The 17737-nt window shown below is 48.2% G+C and carries 17 protein-coding genes; 8 read left to right on the top strand and 9 right to left on the bottom strand.

Features of this window, described 5'->3' with window-relative positions; all coding sequences use genetic code 11:
* Nucleotides 1-124 precede the first annotated feature (124 nt).
* The 4 genes from mgsA (at nt 125) to KNO72_RS07460 (ending at nt 2688) form a co-directional block, all read left to right on the top strand.
* Nucleotides 125-538 carry a methylglyoxal synthase gene (gene mgsA, locus KNO72_RS07445; RefSeq protein WP_078146039.1) on the top strand — a complete coding sequence of 138 codons (414 nt, stop codon included), beginning with the start codon at nt 125-127 and terminating at the stop codon, nt 536-538.
* Between the two features lie 44 nt (nt 539-582).
* Nucleotides 583-1443, top strand: a complete 861-nt coding sequence (locus tag KNO72_RS07450; RefSeq protein WP_078146038.1) for a hypothetical protein — start codon at nt 583-585, stop codon at nt 1441-1443.
* A 111-nt stretch (nt 1444-1554) separates the two neighbouring features.
* A complete protein-coding gene (locus tag KNO72_RS07455) occupies nt 1555-2070 on the top strand; it encodes a YflT domain-containing protein (protein WP_078146037.1) in 516 nt (171 codons plus the stop codon).
* Between the two features lie 12 nt (nt 2071-2082).
* Entirely contained in the window at nt 2083-2688 is a 606-nt protein-coding gene (locus tag KNO72_RS07460; RefSeq protein WP_214685007.1) for a YflT domain-containing protein, read from the top strand.
* A 41-nt stretch (nt 2689-2729) separates the two neighbouring features.
* On the opposite strand, the gene KNO72_RS07465 is transcribed toward KNO72_RS07460, so the two are convergent.
* From KNO72_RS07465 to KNO72_RS07475, 3 genes are read right to left on the bottom strand one after another with little or no spacing between them, the layout of a single operon-like run.
* A complete protein-coding gene (locus KNO72_RS07465) occupies nt 2730-3692 on the bottom strand; it encodes a 2-hydroxyacid dehydrogenase (protein WP_078146035.1) in 963 nt (320 codons plus the stop codon).
* Nucleotides 3693-3740: 48 nt separating this feature from the next.
* Nucleotides 3741-4883: a YcjF family protein gene (locus KNO72_RS07470; protein ID WP_214688956.1), complete on the bottom strand. Its 1143-nt coding sequence runs from the start codon at nt 4881-4883 to the stop codon at nt 3741-3743.
* A gap of 13 nt (nt 4884-4896) precedes the next feature.
* Nucleotides 4897-6015 (bottom strand): GTPase, encoded by a 1119-nt coding sequence (locus tag KNO72_RS07475; RefSeq protein ID WP_214757628.1) that lies wholly within the window; start codon nt 6013-6015, stop codon nt 4897-4899.
* Between the two features lie 80 nt (nt 6016-6095).
* Here KNO72_RS07475 and KNO72_RS07480 point away from each other — a divergent pair, with 80 nt between their 5' ends.
* Together KNO72_RS07480 and KNO72_RS07485 are read left to right on the top strand one after the other, a co-directional pair.
* Complete coding sequence (locus KNO72_RS07480; RefSeq protein ID WP_214685001.1) at nt 6096-6485, top strand: VOC family protein; 390 nt, start codon at nt 6096-6098, stop codon at nt 6483-6485.
* Nucleotides 6486-6578: 93 nt separating this feature from the next.
* Nucleotides 6579-7379 (top strand): formate/nitrite transporter family protein, encoded by an 801-nt coding sequence (locus KNO72_RS07485; protein ID WP_196431707.1) that lies wholly within the window; start codon nt 6579-6581, stop codon nt 7377-7379.
* Nucleotides 7380-7429: 50 nt separating this feature from the next.
* Here the strand turns inward: KNO72_RS07485 and KNO72_RS07490 are convergent, their stop codons facing one another.
* The 6 genes from KNO72_RS07490 to KNO72_RS07515 all read right to left on the bottom strand — a co-directional run bounded on the left by KNO72_RS07490 (nt 7430) and on the right by KNO72_RS07515 (nt 12543).
* Nucleotides 7430-8902 (bottom strand): alanine/glycine:cation symporter family protein, encoded by a 1473-nt coding sequence (locus KNO72_RS07490; RefSeq protein WP_214757630.1) that lies wholly within the window; start codon nt 8900-8902, stop codon nt 7430-7432.
* Between the two features lie 268 nt (nt 8903-9170).
* Nucleotides 9171-9338 carry a hypothetical protein gene (locus KNO72_RS07495; protein ID WP_015880321.1) on the bottom strand — a complete coding sequence of 56 codons (168 nt, stop codon included), beginning with the start codon at nt 9336-9338 and terminating at the stop codon, nt 9171-9173.
* A 1-nt stretch (nt 9339) separates the two neighbouring features.
* Nucleotides 9340-9543 (bottom strand): YwbE family protein, encoded by a 204-nt coding sequence (locus tag KNO72_RS07500; RefSeq protein ID WP_015880320.1) that lies wholly within the window; start codon nt 9541-9543, stop codon nt 9340-9342.
* 57 nt (nt 9544-9600) lie between these two features.
* Nucleotides 9601-9939, bottom strand: a complete 339-nt coding sequence (locus tag KNO72_RS07505) for a hypothetical protein (RefSeq protein WP_214757632.1) — start codon at nt 9937-9939, stop codon at nt 9601-9603.
* Nucleotides 9940-9993: 54 nt separating this feature from the next.
* Nucleotides 9994-11649: a glycoside hydrolase family 13 protein gene (locus KNO72_RS07510; protein WP_214757729.1), complete on the bottom strand. Its 1656-nt coding sequence runs from the start codon at nt 11647-11649 to the stop codon at nt 9994-9996.
* 132 nt (nt 11650-11781) lie between these two features.
* Nucleotides 11782-12543 (bottom strand): alpha/beta hydrolase, encoded by a 762-nt coding sequence (locus KNO72_RS07515; RefSeq protein WP_074035137.1) that lies wholly within the window; start codon nt 12541-12543, stop codon nt 11782-11784.
* A 373-nt stretch (nt 12544-12916) separates the two neighbouring features.
* Here KNO72_RS07515 and KNO72_RS07520 point away from each other — a divergent pair, with 373 nt between their 5' ends.
* Both KNO72_RS07520 and KNO72_RS07525 read left to right on the top strand, forming a co-directional pair.
* The gene (locus tag KNO72_RS07520; protein WP_214757634.1) at nt 12917-16423 is read left to right on the top strand and encodes a chitobiase/beta-hexosaminidase C-terminal domain-containing protein; all 3507 of its coding nucleotides are present in this window, start codon (nt 12917-12919) and stop codon (nt 16421-16423) included.
* Between the two features lie 100 nt (nt 16424-16523).
* A complete protein-coding gene (locus KNO72_RS07525; protein WP_078146025.1) occupies nt 16524-17726 on the top strand; it encodes an NAD(P)/FAD-dependent oxidoreductase in 1203 nt (400 codons plus the stop codon).
* Nucleotides 17727-17737: the final 11 nt, after the last annotated feature.

Below are 17737 nucleotides of genomic sequence, written 5' to 3' on the forward strand. Positions count from 1 at the left end.
AATTCGTTTACATGACTATTACGATTCATTGGAAATGGGTACGTTAGTTTAAGAGAGAAATCGTGCCAAATGAAGTCAAATATGATACGAATAACAAGAGACGTCATGTTAGGAGGAATTTAGGATGAATATCGCTTTAGTGGCTCACGACAAGAAGAAAGATGATTTAATCGTCCTCATTAAAACTTACACCCATATACTAAAGAAACATCAGTTGTTTGCGACCGGTACAACGGGTAAGCGAATCGCTGAAGCGACCGGCTTGCCTGTCCATTGCTTCCGATCCGGACCGCTTGGAGGGGACCAAGAAATCGGTGCTGCCGTCGCACGCGGGGAGATGGATATGATCATCTTTTTCAGAGACCCATTAACTGCTCAACCTCATGAACCGGATGTGAGCGCATTGATGCGTCTTTGTGACGTCTACTCCATCCCGCTTTCGACAAATATGGGTGGAAGCGAAATTTTGATTCGAAGTATCGAGCAAGGTGATTTCGAGTCACTTAAACTTTCTCATAACGACGAACCTCCGGCTTGACCATGACAAACCGAGAAAGGAGAGGAATCTCCCTGGAACCGAATATGATTCACGACCCGAACGTCCAACAGTTCTTTAACGACGTGCGCCAGCGCCTCATCGAACTACTTGGAAATGAGGCAGAAGCGGATCGCCATCTACTCGCACTTGCTGGATATATCCGACATGCAGAGAAAAGTGGTCAGTCGCTCGAAAGTCTTTTAAACCAAGATCCTCAGGAATACGCTCGTTTCCTCATTGAACAACCCGAAACAAATGAAGAATATCGTCGACGCTATCACGTGTTGATTGATGCCTCGGATGAATTAAAACCTCATGAAAAAGCGCAAGCAAACCGGGAATTCGATTGGGCCGTCAATCAATTGGACGAAGCCAAGCTTTCGTTAAAAGAAATCGAAGTGCGCGACCTTGCCTTCCTCGCCTACACAAAGATTGAAGCACTCAAATCGTCTCGTACGATTTGGAACCGCTTCGGCTGGCTACTAGGTATGATTTTGGCATTTGCCTACGCCAACTTACTGCTCGTGATTGACGATGTCTTTAGCGGTCGACTATTCACCGCCCCTATGTCGACGTATCCAATTGATTATCTGGCCTTCCTGTTACCCGTCCTCGTGACCGGTGCTATCTTCGGCATATTGACCCGTTTTCGACATTACATCCAGACGCTCGGTCGGCGTATTGCATTCGCCTTGCTCATCGTTGTCGTCTACATCATGTCTATCTTTCTGATTCAACCGCTCTTAATGACAATTGGTTGGTCATTCATCATTCAGTTGACCCCACTCTACGCGCTCATTTTAATGGCGATCAGTGGCTTTATGGCCATCTGGACATTAATCGAGTTCGTCTGGAAGAGTACACGTTGTTCTCTCGGAGACGATACGCTCATGCTTTATTACTAACCACGCCACTCCTCTTAGGAGATGGCGTTTTTTGTTTCGATTATGGCGAGAACGGAAATTACTCCTATTGTGACGCTTGTTTTAGATTGGAAATTCTAAAGGGGGTATTCGATGTCAGAACGAAAAATGATTGGCCTGTTCCAGACAGAACAGGAAGTCATGCACAAAGTGGAAGAGCTGAAAGCTGCAGGGGAAGCTGAAAAAAATATGCATGTTGTCGCCAAGCGGGACGGGGAAATTTCTGCGTTACGTGATCACACGGATGTAAATGCCGAGTCCGGTATCCGTGACGTCAATTGGCTTGACCGTGTCAAAGCATTCCTACACGGAAGTGACCGCATTCGTGATGAGTTACGGAATATGGGGCTAAACGATGCCGAAGCGGAACAGTATTATGATGCAATCGATGAAGGACAGATTCTACTCTACATCGATCGACACTCGTACGACCGCTATCCGAACATGTATAAAAAAGACAGTGAGCTCGATCATGATAAAGGGGAAAAAGCGGATGGGATCGCCTTTGACGCGAAACCATTTAACGATCACGACGAGAATCCACGTGGTACAAAGGATGATCCGATTGTACGCGGTCATTCTGGATTAGAAGATCATCGCCGATTATAAGGAGGAACGACTATGAATGAGAAACGATTTATCAGTATGCACGATACGCTGGATGCAGCACTTGGGAAAATCGAGGAGTTGCGAGCGAAAGGGTATGAAGACTCACACATTTATGTCGTCACAAAACATGAAGACAACGTTTCGATTTTGAGACGTGATACAGATGTTCATACGGAAGCGACCCATCAAGCGAGCTGGTTCGATAAGGTTCGGGCGTTCCTCAGCGGTCATGAAGACGTGCACGCTGGTCTACGCAACATGGGACTGAGCGAAGAGGAAGTAAAACGTCACTATGACGATGTAGAAGCCGGGAAAATCCTCGTTTATGTGGATGAAGACTTTGAACGTCGTCATCAAGACGGGGTGACAGTCGATTCGAAACCATATCAAGACGCATCATCGACTCATCTCGGTAGTCATACTGACGATGGATTGGAAATCGACTCAAAACCTTATCGTGAGGCTCAGACCATCGACCCAAGCCATCCCGTAGACCCGGAGCAAGATAAACTGGATAAAGAAACGAAGAATCCAGATCGCGAGGAAAAACTACGTGGTCTCGATGATCGTGCTTATCGAAATGACGTAGAAGATCCGGATAATATCCGACGTTTCTAACATAGTAACAAAGAGCCTGACGCACCCGCGTCAGGCTCTTCTTACGTCAAACGATTCTTCGGTTCTTTCCCTTCGAGCACATTTGTGATGGCATCTCGATTCAATGCCATCATCGCCAGACGTGTCCGAATCGTTGCACTCCCGATATGCGGTAATGTCGTCACGTTCGGAAGCGTCAATAATGGATGACCGAGGTCGATTGGTTCTTTTGTGAATACGTCTAATCCCGCTCCCCAAATCTTCCTCGCTTTAAGTGCTTCATATAGCGCCTTTTCATCGATGATTTCTCCACGAGCCACATTGATGAAAATGGATGTTTCCTTCATCTTGGCAAACTCTTTAGCCCCGAGCATTCCCCGTGTCTCGTCCGTGAGCGGTGCGAGAACGACGACGAAATCGGATTGTGTCAATAGTTCATCGAGTTCCGCATAGGTGAAGCCATACATCGACTCCGACTCATGTCGCCGTGTCCGGTTATGGTATAGAACTTCCATGTCAAATCCTCTTGCCCGACGTGCGACCGCTTCACCGATTCGCCCCATTCCGATGATACCCAATTTCGCTTGATAAAGGTCCATCCCGACGTAGCCCATCGGCAGCCAGGACTTCCACTCCCCGGCGCGCAAGTCACGTTCCGCCTCTCCGAGACGTCGTGCCGTCATCATCATGAGACCAAACGTCAAATCTGCTGTCGTTTCCGTCAAGACATCGGGTGTGTTGGTGACGATGACGCTATTCTCTTTCGCTGCGTTCAAATCGATATTGTTATATCCGACCGCCAAATTGGAGACGACCTCTAACTGTGTGGCACGCTCAAACACTTCACGGTCAATCGTGTCGCTGAGCATGGTCCAGAGCGCATGCGCAGATGACGCTTCTTCTAACAGCACCTCTCGCGGCACACTTTCCCCTTCATGCTCCCACATGCGCACATCGTATTGATCGCGAAGCGGTTCGACTGCCTCTTCCGGCAAGCGACGCGTAATATAGATTCGTTTCTTCATCTTTCTCCCCCTCTCTACACTTACTTGTAGTCTAACAAATGGAAAGCGTTAAGAGGGTTGATCCGACTTCGGCTTTTGCTTCAAATACTGTTCAAACAGTGACCCGAACTCTTGATTTAACAACTGTTCAATCGTTTTCGATGAATCCATAGCGTTTCGATAGGCGATTTCGTTAATGGCGAGTCCGATGGCCCACGTGATCCCTGATGCGACGGTCGCATTGATGACACCGGCCGCGGCGTTCGCTCCCGGGAAAAACTTCATGACGTTCAAGAGAATCGTTTTCGATAACGTGCGACCGATTTGTGGAATGATGGTACTTCCAATGAGCGTCTTCAACAAATCATCACTCGCTTTGACACCCCAATAGCGAAATAGATGGACGCTCATCGTCACTTGAATCGGCGTCAATGCCACGGCATCAGCAAACGGGAGCGGAACCGCAGCAGCCGTTCCTGCGCTCGCGACATAGCCAGAGATGATTCGATTCGCCTTTTTACGCTTTAACTTGAGCATCGCTTCACTCTCTGCATGAATCTCCATCAAGAGCCCTTCCTGTAAGGAAGCATCTAGCTGTTCCACCGACCACACAATCAACCGTTCCCAATCCACGTATTGCCGCAATGTTTCATTGTTCAATATTTCCGAAGAAATGCTGACTTGGAAGATCGCATCTTCCGGAAGGATTCCATTCAGTTCATTCCGCAATGCCGTCAGTTCATCTAAATCGACCTGATCGATTTGTGTGAATAAGACGGCGACAGCGGTCGATTCACGTAGACGGCGAATCAAGGCCTTGTCGAGTGGCGTGACACGCTTTGTCGCAGCGTTGATGGTATACCAGACGAGATGGATTCGTTTGGATGCTTCTTGCCGCTTTGCGTTCTCCACAAACCCGATGACTTCCTCTTCGTAATGTTGTTGCCGCGCACTCCCGATCTCATATCCTTCGCTGTCGAACAAGGTGACTGCGATATCATCACTCGTATATTGATGAATTCCTCTTGTGACCGGTTCCCCGGCTGCTACTTTCGTCAAATCACGTCCAAACACGTAGTTCACAACAGAACTCTTTCCTGCTCCCGTTGCTCCCGCGATGAGGATGTTTGGTTTTTTGACATTGCCCCGTAGCCGCTCGAGTTCTGCCTTTAAATCATAATCTTTAAAATCAAATCGTTTCGTCGATTCCATTTACGTTTCCCCCTTATGAGTTGAGCGTGCGACCAAGCTGACCCATCTCGCGCTCAAAGCCGCGTCGAATCTCTTCTTCAATCGTTTGTCTTACAGATGCATATTGTTGCTCGATGGCCTTTTTAATCCCTCGCTCTGCCGCCCGACGCTTGAATGCCCAGTAGATGAAGTGCACTCCAGGAATCATTCCGAGAACCATCTTTCGAACTGTTTTTCCGAACGAGTAGTCAAATCCGAGCTCAACTCGTCTTGTTCTAAACAAAAGGTCTGCTTGCTCTCCGACGAGTGGGTACCGCTGCATGAGTTGGATATAATGACGCACCCCTTCTGCCATCGCCTCTTCCGTCGTCAAAGCGGCCGCTTCAAGCGTCTTTTCTAAATCTTTCTCTATTTTTCTAGCTCTCCAACTAATCATCGCTTGCGGGGTCAGCATCCGAATCGTCTCTGCAGAAGCGATACTCCGAATTCGCCAATCCTCTAACTCTTCAAGAAGATGATTCGTCAAGTTAATGGGAAGTTTTCGCTCGATGTCTTTCCATAGGTTCGTCCGATTCCGATTCCATACCTCTTCGTATCCTCTTACCGGGACGTGTTTTCCTGTCAGTAACTTCTTTTCGACACTGTTGACACGGATGATGTCCTCTTCTTCAATCGGCAGTTCGCGTAACAATACCCGTTCCATCGCCTCTGCCTTTTGCACACTCATCGGGTCGTCTTCGTTGAAGTTAGTCAGAATGAGGGTGACGTTGCTCCCCCGCTCATATAAAGGTTTTAAAATCGCCTCGAGCTCATACGCCTCGACACGTCCTGACTGCACCGACAATAAGTAGTAAATCGTATGAAACCACTCTGCGATATCGAGCGCCCCTTCACGCTGATGGACGATGGATAGGATCGCTTGGTGCCACTCTTCAGAGCGGTCCGCCTCGAGCCCCCACGTATCGAAAAAACGAAACAAGATGCCCCGTTCTAAATCGTAATACTCGTATTTGTGAAGCCCTTCTTGAGTGACCGGGCTTCCGGCACGCGATTCGGCGACGTCATGTCCATATATATAGTTGATGAACGCACTCTTTCCGACACCGGTCTTTCCGGCAATCAAAATATTTGAGACGAGCCCTGTCCGATCCATACGTTTCCTCCCTCATTCGTTGTATAGTTCAATTATACCGAACGGACCATTTTCAAACGTCCATCGAAAGGATGATTCTCATGCTTCACCATGTTGAGCTTTACGTTTCAAACCTACACGACAGTATACGTGCCTGGGAATGGCTCCTCTGTGAACAACTTGATTACACGCTCTATCAATCTTGGCCAGAAGGACGGAGCTATCGATACCGTGAAACATATCTCGTGTTCGTTCAAACGGAAAAGACTCACCTTGCGCCACCGTATCACCGAAAAAAGACTGGTCTCAACCACTTGGCATTTCATGCGTCTTCCCTCGCACAATTAGAAGAAGTTCGGCAACAGCTCGCATCACACGGGTTTCGTGAATTGTACGCAGACCGCTTCCCCCACGCAGGAGGCCCAAACTATACAGCACTATTTTTTGAAGACCCGGACCGCATCAAAGTTGAACTCGTGGCAACGATGTGAACGGTTTCTTGAGAACTTCTTGAAAGTTTGTGAAAACAATTGCAAACTTCACGTTGACCTCCTAGACTGAAAGGGTCTAAAGGAGGTCTTTTCATGGAAAAGCAAGTCGTCGATTATATGGAAGAAGCTGCATTCAAGAAATCATCATTGCTTCAACATTCATTTCCTCAATACATGTTGCGATCGATAATCGCTGGCTTTTTAATCGGAATTGGAGTCGTCTTCTCATTCACCGTCGGAAACATGTTCATCGATGTCCCCGGAACGATGCTGATTGCGGGCGCCAGTTTCTCAGTGGCACTCGTCTTCATCGTCTGGATGGGGGGAGAATTGTTTACGAGCAACACGATGTATCTCTACACTGGTGCAAAACGGGGACGTGTCGCTTGGTTCGACCTCGCAAAAATATGGGGACTCAGTTGGGTCGGTAACTTGATCGGTGCCGTCATGCTATCGCTTCTCGTCATCGGAGCTCACAGCATGGGTGACGTGTCGGGTGACCATTTGCTTGCTGTCGTCGCCGCGAAGAAAATCGGTGGAGACGCCCTTGCTATTTTCTTGAAAGGAATCTTATGTAACGTGCTCGTCTGTTTGGCCATCTTCATGCCACTCAAAACGAACAATGACGTCGCGAAGATTATGCTGACGATGCTTCCGGTCGTCGTATTTTTCGCCGCTGGATTCGAGCACTCGATTGCGAACATGGGCGTTTTCGCTCTCGCGCTCCACTATGTACCGTCGGACCTCGTCACCTTTAGCGGTGCCCTTTATAATCTCTTCTTCGCCACACTCGGTAATATTGTCGGTGGTGCGTTGTTCGTTGCCGGAAGTTACTTGTATTTGAACAAATCTGAGACGGAACAAACCGTCAAGCCGATACGTCATCATGCATAAAAAGACAGGGACCCCGATTAGCAGGGTCCCTGTTTGTTGCATTTCACGAATTATGATTTTGAAGCGTCGGCTGCTGCTGCTTGAATAGTACCTTGTGCCACTTCGTCTTCTTCCACGTCCCAGCACTCTGTGTTCTCGATACCGAGTTTACGAGCCGAGAAGCGTGGATTTAGACCTTGAGCTCGTTGCTCTTCGTAATCTTTAAGAACTTTGAAGGCAACGCCACCGAGCAATGTGATTGCCGCGATGTTGATCAATGTCATCCCTGCCATGAAGAGGTCAGCGAGGCTCCATACGAATCCGAGGCTTGCGACCGCTCCGATGAAAACGAATGCCATTGTCGCAAGACGGAATCCAAAGACTACACCTTTGCTCTTCTTGATGAATTCGATGTTCGTTTCACCGTAGTAGTAGCTTCCTGCGATCGAGCTGAAGGCGAACAAGAAGACGCTGACAGCGATGAATGCTGGAGCAAGTGCCCCGATTTGTTCAGTCAATGCGTTTTGAAGAAGGACAATCCCTTCACCATTTCCAGCAGCGTAGCTGTCTGAGAGAAGGATGATCGCTGCAGTTGCTGTACATACGATCAACGTATCCAAGAATACACCGAGTGATTGAAGGAAACCTTGTTTCGCAGGGTGCGATACTTCAGCAGCAGCTGCTGCGTTTGGTGCAGAACCCATACCTGCTTCGTTCGAGAAGAGTCCACGGCGTACACCCATTGAGATTGCAGCACCGATTGAACCACCGACTGCTTCGTTCAAACCAAATGCGCTTTGGAAAATCATAGCGAAGACGCCTGGAAGTTCAGCAAAGTTCACAGCGACAACGTAGAGTGCGATGGCAAGGTAGAGAACAGCCATGACTGGTACGACGATCGCCGAGAAGTTCGCGACACGTTGTACACCACCAAAGATGACAAGACCAGTAAGAACAACTAAGATTGCTCCGCCGATCGCCGCATCGATTCCAAATGCGTTATCGAATGCTGCAGCGATTGTGTTCGATTGAACAGAGTTGAAGATGAGTCCGAATGTGACAGCAATGAGAACCGCAAATACGATTCCAAGTGCACGGTTGTTCAAACCTTTTTCGATGTAGTAAGCTGGACCACCGCGGTACGCGACATCGTCTTTCACTTTGTATACTTGAGCGAGCGTGCTTTCAATCATGGCTGTCGCACCACCGAGAAGGGCGACGATCCACATCCAGAAGACCGCTCCTGGTCCACCAAGTGTGACCGCTACCGTGACCCCGGCAAGGTTACCTGTACCGATTCGAGTCGCGGCACCGATAAAGAATGATTTCATTGAAGAAATACTCTTCCCGTCTTTTGAAAGTGTAACGTCCGATTTATCTGTCACCGTACGTAACATTTCTTTTAAGTAACGGAACTGCATAAAACGTGTTCTGACCGTGAAGTAGATCCCGGCTCCAACGAGAACGGCGATCAATACGTACGACCATAAGATGTTGTTCAAAAAGTCGACGCTTCCTTGTAACATACCTTGAATCGCTTCCATGAATAAGTTCCTCCCTGTTGTGTGAATCTGAAGTTGAGAATTTTTTATGACGTCTTAGTTCTGAATTATACAAAGATTCTGACAATTATCAATAATTTTTTTATAGGTCATTTCACTCTTTTTTCACATCATATAAGCGAGATTCCTTATTTATAAGCACTTAAAGCGCTTACATAAAAATGTTTAGAAATATTAAATCATGATTATAATTCACAATAACGAAATGAATAATCAAAAAAACAGCCACTCTTTTCGAGTAGCTGCGAGTTTAAATACCAGTACGTTTCTTCTGGTTATTTGGTTTTTTCGTCAATTGGCTCGTCAACGGTTTCTGTTTTGTACCATGTAAACCCGTGGGAACCTTCGTTTGATTTTGCTTCTTCTCTGCCAGCTTTTGTTTCATCGCCTCTTGAAAAGATAGTTTTTTCTCACTCATCTTACTCACCTCCAGCTTCGATCACTTTCACACGACCGACCTGCCCATCGCTCAAACGCACTTTGATTCCGTGCGGATGACGTGGCGAGTTCGTCAATATATCTTGAACGACGCCTTTCGTCAGCTTTCCGCTTCGTTGATCTTGTTTTAAAACGATTTGGACGTGGAGTCCTGGGCGAATGTCAGCACGTTTCGTTCCATCCATACCCGACACCCCTTTCCATTTAGTCAATCTCTATCATATGCTCTTTTCCCTCATTTGTCACAGCCTATTCCAGATACCGATCTGTCGTATCGTTTCTGTCATGTAACTTTGATCCGTCTGGAGCGTCTTCTCAGGAAACAAATCATAAAAACGAACGCTGACCCCTCGATGCGAAAAAATCACATCCATGACATACTGTCCTTCCACATCACGGAGTGCGGCCGTCCCTTTCAACGAATGAAACGCCTTGGCGAACGCCTCTCCAAAATCGAGATACGCTTTCACGTAAATCGTAACGCGTCGCTCATCAATCATCAATTCCAACCGTTCGCGATCGGCACCACCAATGACCATGCGTACGACCTCGTTGTCATTGGAAAATTCAATCGTATGCATCCTCGTCCCACCCTTCATTCAAAAGAGGTACCCTCCTAGGAAGGTACCTTTCTATCATAAACGATATAACCGTGCTGCGAATGGTCGAAGCATAAACGTTTCCGTATCAATTGTTTCCCGGTCAATCTCATTCGTCATGACAAGCGTAGCGCCTGCAATTTCCGGAACGGTCACTTCTGCCGGATTGGCGGTCAAGTTGACGACAACGAAGAAGCGGTTGTTTTCAAATGTACGCTCATAGACGAAGGCTTGCTTATGTTCAGGCAAGACGTCACGATAACGACCATACGTAAACGTCTCCTCAGCTCGACGAAGACGGATCATCTCCTTATAGAACGACAGGATCGAATGCTGGTCGTTTCGCTGTGCCTCGACGTTGAGCGTCTCATACTCTTCATGAATCGGCATCCACGGGGTCGTCGTCGAGAAACCAGCATGAGGTGAGGCATCCCACTGGATTGGTGTCCGGACGTTATCACGAGACGTGCCCCATACTTGTTGCATCGAGTCGATTTCACTCATCCCGTTCGCGATCCGTTCGAAGTACTCGTTTTTCGTCGCGACATCATCATAGTCATGAATGGATGGGAGCGGCACATTCTTCATCCCAATCTCTTGTCCTTGGTAAATGAATGGTGTCCCGTGCATGAAGAAGTACATCATCCCAAGCGCCGTGGCACTTTCACGCCAATAATGATGCTCATCCCCGACGAGCGAGACCGCTCGCACCATGTCATGATTTTCAATGTATAACGCGTTCCATCCGGTTTCGCGTAATCCTTGTTGCCATTTATCGAAGATTCGTTTCAGCTCGACGACATCGAGCGGGGCAAGACGTGACCGTCGCATGATATCGACATGATCAAAGTGAAAGGCCATATTCATCGCACCATTCTCTGGCCCCATCCATTGGTCAGCTTCTTCCGGCTCAATGCCGTTCGTCTCCCCAACAGTCATAATGTCGTATTTGGAGAACGTTTCTCGCTTCATCTCTTGTAGATATTCATGGATTCCATCGATATTCGAGTACATCGAAAACGCCGTAACGATCGATTTTCCGTCCGGAGAAGATAACATCGTCTCCGTCGGCATCTTTTTAATATGACTGATCGCATCGACACGGAATCCGTCGACTCCTTTATCGAGCCACCAGTTGATCATGTCATAGACAGCCGTCCGAACTTCACGATTCTCCCAGTTCAAATCGGGTTGTTTCTTCGAGAAGACGTGCAAGTAATATTGATCGGTCGGTTCGTCATATTCCCAAGCGGACCCACCAAAGATACTCGCCCAGTTGCTCGGTGGCATCCCATCTTTCCCATCTCGCCAAATATACCAATCTCGTTTCGGATTGTCTTTCGAGCTCTTCGATTCAAGGAACCATGGATGTTCGTCCGACGTATGGTTGACGACGAGGTCGAGCAACAGCTTCATCCCTCGTGCATGCACCGCCTCTAGCAAGGCATCAAAATCTTCCATCGTCCCAAACTCGTCCATAATGTCTTGATAGTCACTAATATCATATCCGTTATCATCGTTTGGCGATTTGTACATCGGACAAATCCAAATGACATCAATTCCAAGGTCTTCTAAGTAATCGAGCTTTTCAATGATTCCACGAAGATCACCGATTCCATCCCCGTTCGAATCGTTGAAACTTCTTGGATAAATTTGATAGGCGATGGCCTCTTTCCACCATACACGACTGATTTCTGTTTGTTTCGTTTGGCTGAACAACGTCTCCATACGGCACCGTGCCTCCTACAATAAGGTATGATTCACATCTACCATAGCATTAGTGCAAGCGTTTGCAAAGAATCAGCCCACAAAAAAATGCAGTTTTTACACTGCATTTTGATGGCGCGCCCCAACCTGTTCACAGAAGGTTGTGATCAGCTTCGACAAATGCTTCCAATCATGGTCCATCGTCGCGACGTGATACGAGTTAGGAAGCACCGCGTATTCTTTTGTTCCTTGTAACTGCTCAAACAACCAGATGGAGTCGGAAGGCGGTACTACGTTGTCGACAGCAGAATGGATGACATATGTCGGCACATCAACCGCTCCGACGTGCGGTCGCACCTCGTCAATCAGCGAAAGCAATTCCCGAATCGCTCTTGTAGGCACACGGTCATAGACAATCTCATATACGTCTTTTGCCAAGATGTCGGGCGCGTCTTCGTCGATAAATCGACACTCGGTGTCCGACGCATGACACGCATATCCTGGTACCGATAACGCGGCATTGATTGTCACAATCGCATCCGCCTTTCCTTCAAGGGCAGCCTTGAGTGCCAACGTCCCGCCCATTGACTGACCGACGACGATGACCGTCTGACACGACTCGCGTAATCGCTCGATTCCTTTCGTCACACTTTTATACCAACATCGATGCGTGGAACATCGAAAGTCTTCCGGATGTGTCCCATGCCCTTTCAAGCGCGGGGCATACACCGTAAACCCTTGCTTCATCAACTCAATTCCGACGTCCTGTACACTCTGAGGTGTCCCGTTAAAGCCGTGACAAAGCAAAATACCGATTTCGTTTCCTTCATAATAAAACGCGCCTGCTCCAGGAATGACTGGGTAATTGACTGCTTTCATTAGTGCCTCCTTTAATTCCAACTTAACCGATACAATTAATTCGTATTAGAAGAGTGTAAGAGTTCTTAAGCTACTCGTCAAGTTCTTCCGACTACATTTACCTTGTAATCAAAATGTAATCATAACTTCGTGTTTAGTGGATTGAGTTCTGACGTCTGCTTGGGTATGTTTAACATGTAGTAAAAAAACTTGGGAAATGAACGTGCCATTTTTGACAATACACGAATAATTTTTCAAGGGATTCGTCACAAGAAAAGGAATGTAAGCGCTATCATTTCGTTTTTTTGAAAAAGGAGGATACAAATTCACTTATTTATAACGACGCAAGTTGGGGAAATCGGATTAGACCATTACATCTAAGGGAGACTTACACATGGGGAAACCAACACAATCATTTAAGGCAGTCACTGGCCTCGCCTTATCAGCAGGACTCATCGTCAGCAGTATGACGCCGATTGCGGCAAACGTAAACGCCGAGACGTTGAACGCATCAGATCTCTTCATTTCCGAGTACGTAGAAGGATCGAGCAACAATAAAGCCATCGAGTTGTTCAACGGAACGAACTCGACAATCGACCTTTCCGCTTACAAAATTGAACTGTATTCAAACGGAGGTACGACTGCCGGAAATACATTGAATTTGACGGGCACACTCGCACCAGGAGCTACATATGTCATTGTGAACGGCAGTGCGTCGGACACTTTGAAAGCAAAATCGGATACGGTGAGTGCCGTGACGAACTTCAACGGGGATGACACGATCGTCTTGAAAAAAGGAGACACGGTTCTGGATGTCTTCGGTCAACTCGGCTTCGACCCAGGAACAAAATGGGGAACGGCCGTTGCGACTGCTGACCAATCGCTCATCCGTAAAGACACGGTCGCAAAGGGAGACAGTGATGGCAGTGATGCCTTCGACCCGGCTGTCGAATGGTCATCGACACCACAAGACACGTTCGACAATCTCGGGTTACATACGTTCCAAGGCGTCGAATACGGAGATGGCGGCACAACGGAGCCTCCTGCACCAATCACACCAATTTCAATTGCTGATGCACGAACAAAGGCAGAAAATGAGACGGTTACCGTAAAAGGAGTCGTCACGGCTAAATTAGCGAACACCATCTCCATTCAAGACGCGACAGGTGGTCTGTCTATCCGTCCGACATCTCTTGCCGTCAACGTCGGAGATGAGATTGTTGTCACAGGGGTCGTCGGTTCATATCGTGAGCTTCTTCAATTGAACAATGTCGTCGTCGTCTCGAAGCAGGCAGCAACACTTCCTACTGCACAAGTCTTGACAGGGGAACAAATCAACGAGGACGTAGAATCAGAACTCGTCACCGTCAAAAATGCCACACTCACAGGTAGCGGTCAGAACTTGACGGCGACGGATGGAACAAAAGAGTTCATCGTTCGCGACGAGCGAGGCATCCTTGATTTACAGACGGATGTGAACTATTCATCAATCACAGGAATCGTTCAACAGTTTGACGATACGTACCAAATCATCCCTCGTGACCCGGCGGACACGGTCATCGATACGTCCGTTCTTCGGCCGGCTGTCGCGAAACCAGGTGCCGGTACATTCGTTGGTCCACAAGACGTGACGCTCTCGACAACGACAGCAGACGCTGAGATTTTTTATACGCTCGACGGCTCTGATCCAAAAGAGAATGGGCGTCGTTACGAAAACCCAATCCGCATTGAAAACTCGACGACATTGAAGACGGTCGTGAAAACAGGCGACTCGTTCAGCGCCGTCTCAACATTCTCTTATAAGATCACAGACAAGATTCGCATTCACGACATCCAAGGTGCGAACCACACGGCTCCGATGAACGGACAGACGGTTGAAGGGGTAGAAGGAATCGTCACGTCTACGTTCGTCTCGAGCGGGACGACGTATTACTTCATTCAAACTCCTGACGCCGAGGCCGATGACGATGCACGGACATCTGAAGGGATTGTCCTTTACGGTGGACGTTCGATTGCTGGCATTCAAGTCGGTGACCTCGTCAAAGTGAACGGAAAAGTGAGCGAGTACGCAATCGAAGGATATAGTGATCGCCAACAGACAGATATGAAGATGACACAAATCGATACACGTAACGGAAAAGTTGAAGTCGTCGCGAGTGGTGTCACCCTTCCGACTCCAATTACGATTGATGCCTCAAACCTTCCGACCGAGTTTATCGACAGCGACAACCTCGCTGTCTTCAATCCGGAGAAGGATGCCATCGACTTCTGGGAGAGCCTTGAAGGAATGCGTGTTCAAACGAACAAGTTGAAGTCGGTCGGACCACAAGAATACGGTGATTTGGTGACTGTTCTCGAAGATACGCCAACGGAGACGTACAATGGCGGCGTCTTATTGAAAAAGAACGATGCAAACCCGGAACGCATTCAGTTCCGTCTCGAACCGAACGCGGAAGCGCGTGAATTCGATGTCGCGACGGGCGACCGCTTCAATGGACCAATCGTCGGTGTTGTCGGCTATTCGTTCGGTAACTATAAGATTCAAGCCTCACTTGAAGACATGAAAGCTGCCTTCGTCAAAGGAGATGCGCAGCGTGAGAAGACATTCATCGAGGCAGAAGAAGATCAATTAACGATTGCATCGTATAACTTAGAGAACTTCTCGAACAACATTAAAGAAACATCAGATGAAAAGGCACTCAAACTGGCGAAAGCGTTCGTCAACGAATTGAACAGCCCTGACATCATCGGTGTGACGGAAGTACAAGACAACGATGGACAGGATAAAGGGGCAGGTTCTGCCGCTGACCAGAGCTATCAACGCTTAATCGATAACATTGTCGCCGTCGGTGGGAAGACATATAAATACGTCAACATCGACCCGGAGAACAACCAAGACGGAGGCGCCCCAGATGCCAACATCCGTGTCGGCTTCTTGTACGATCCTGAGCGCGTGTCATTGACGGAGGGAATCCCTGCTGGTGATGCGACGACGGCCGTCGGATACGCCGATGGGAAATTGACGCACAACCCGGGACGTATCGATCCGATGAACGAAGCGTTCGATCGTTCGCGTAAACCGTTAGCTGCTCAATTCGACTTCCAAGGCGAGAACGTCATCGTGATCGCAAACCACTGGAACTCGAAAGGTGGCGACACTGGTTTCTTCGGTTCACAACAACCGGTCGTACTCGGAAGTGAAGTGCAACGTAAGAAAATCGCACAAGTCGTCCACAACTTCGTCGCAGACGTGAAGACGAAGAATCCAGAAGCGAATGTTGTCGCACTCGGTGACTTCAACGATTTCGAATTCTCGGATGCGCTCCAAATCTTCAAAGGCGACTTGATGACGAACATGGTCGAGAAAGTTCCTGCTGTCGACCGCTACTCGTATGTGTATCAAGGGAACTCACAAGTACTCGATCACATCCTCGTCTCGAATCGCTTGGCCGCTTCTACGAAAATTGACATGATTCACGTCAACTCGGACTTCACTGAGATGTCAGGGCGTGCGAGTGACCATGATCCAGTACTTGCACAAATCGACTTCACACCGGAACCAGAAGTGGAATTGACGCGTTACACTGTAGAAAACCATAAAGCTGCTCGCCTCGTCCTTCAAGAGGATTACATCGGCGTGACAATCGGAAAAGGCACGAACTTCAAAAACGGCATCTTCGTTCGTGGCGTATACACGGAATTGACAGGAGAACCGTTGAAAAATGTCGTCGTTCAAGTGAAACCGAAAGAAGCCGGTGCCATCATCGACTTCAAAGGCGCGACGGTAAAAGAAGTAATCGTTGACGGGAAAAACCTTGCTGAGATTCGCGGGGCAAAAAACGTCCAACGCATCACATATACGAAAGGCGCTTCTCCTTCATCCATCATCATCAAGAAATAACATGTTGAACCGCAGACACATCGTCTGCGGTTTTTTGGTTTCACCTCTATTGAAGCGGGGATAAAGAGGAAGATACTGAATATCATGGAGGATGAGACCGATGGAATTGTATAACGGAGATTTATATTGGCCAACGACCGAATCAGAGGACGTCGTGTTAGAAAGACCTGACAAAAAAGAGCATTACGACGTACTCGTCATCGGAGCCGGTATGTCCGGAACGTTGACGGCTTATACGTTACAACGAGATGGCGTCGATTTTGCGGTGCTCGATGGGCGAAAAGTCGGTACCGGAAGCACATCAGCAAATACCGGTTTAATTCAATATTCAAATGACATCATGTTACATGAACTTGCAGAAAAAATTGGAGAAGCGGCAGCGGTACGCTTCTATCAATTATGTCTCGACGCGGTCGAATCGCTCGACCAGGTGGCGAAAGATGTCGATGCATCCGATATATATATTCGACGGGACAGCCTTTGTTTTGCGAGTGAAGAGGACGATGTTGCCAAATTGCAACGTGAGTATGAGATGCTAGCCAAACACGGTTTTGATGTGGAGTGGTTGGATCGTGAGGCACTACGTGAACGCTTCCCATTTGAAAAACCGGCGGCCCTCATCACAAAAGGCGATGCCGAGGTCAATCCGCTCACGCTCAGTCGTCAAATCATCCGCCATTTATCGAAACAACACGTCCCGATTTTTGAAGAGACGTCGGTGGATGAGGTCGTGTCTGATGGTGATGGATGGATTGTGTTCACCTCGAACGGGACATTTAAAGCGAATAAAGTCATCTTTGCGACAGGTTATGGGCCAGCTCCCCTACTCGACTCCCATCGGATCGATTTGAATCGGTCATACGCCATCGCAACGAATCCAATCGCCGAATTCAGCGAATGGGAAGGACGCGCGCTCATTTGGGAGACGAAACGACCATATCTCTATTTGCGCACGACTCCGGACGGGCGAATTATCGCGGGTGGGCTTGACGAAGACCAGGCCGAAACGCCGCACGATGAGGCGCTCATGAACGATCGGGCGGAACGAGTGAAAGAAAAAATCGCCGAGCTCTTCCCGATGTATGACCTAGAAGTCGATTATGCTTGGGTCGCCTTGTTTGGAGAGTCGGTGGACCAACTCCCGTTCATCGGGGAGCACCCGAATCGACCGAACTTGTTTTACTTGCTCGGATATGGGGGAAATGGGACCGTGTATAGCATGCTTGGCTCTCGTATTTTGAGTGCTCTCGTTCGTGGTCAGTCGCATCCCGATGCGGACCTCGTTCGTTTAGATCGAACGTAATCCCCGACATT

The sequence above is a fragment of the Exiguobacterium sp. s123 genome (assembly GCF_018617075.1).
GTDB classification, from domain to species: domain Bacteria; phylum Bacillota; class Bacilli; order Exiguobacteriales; family Exiguobacteriaceae; genus Exiguobacterium; species Exiguobacterium profundum.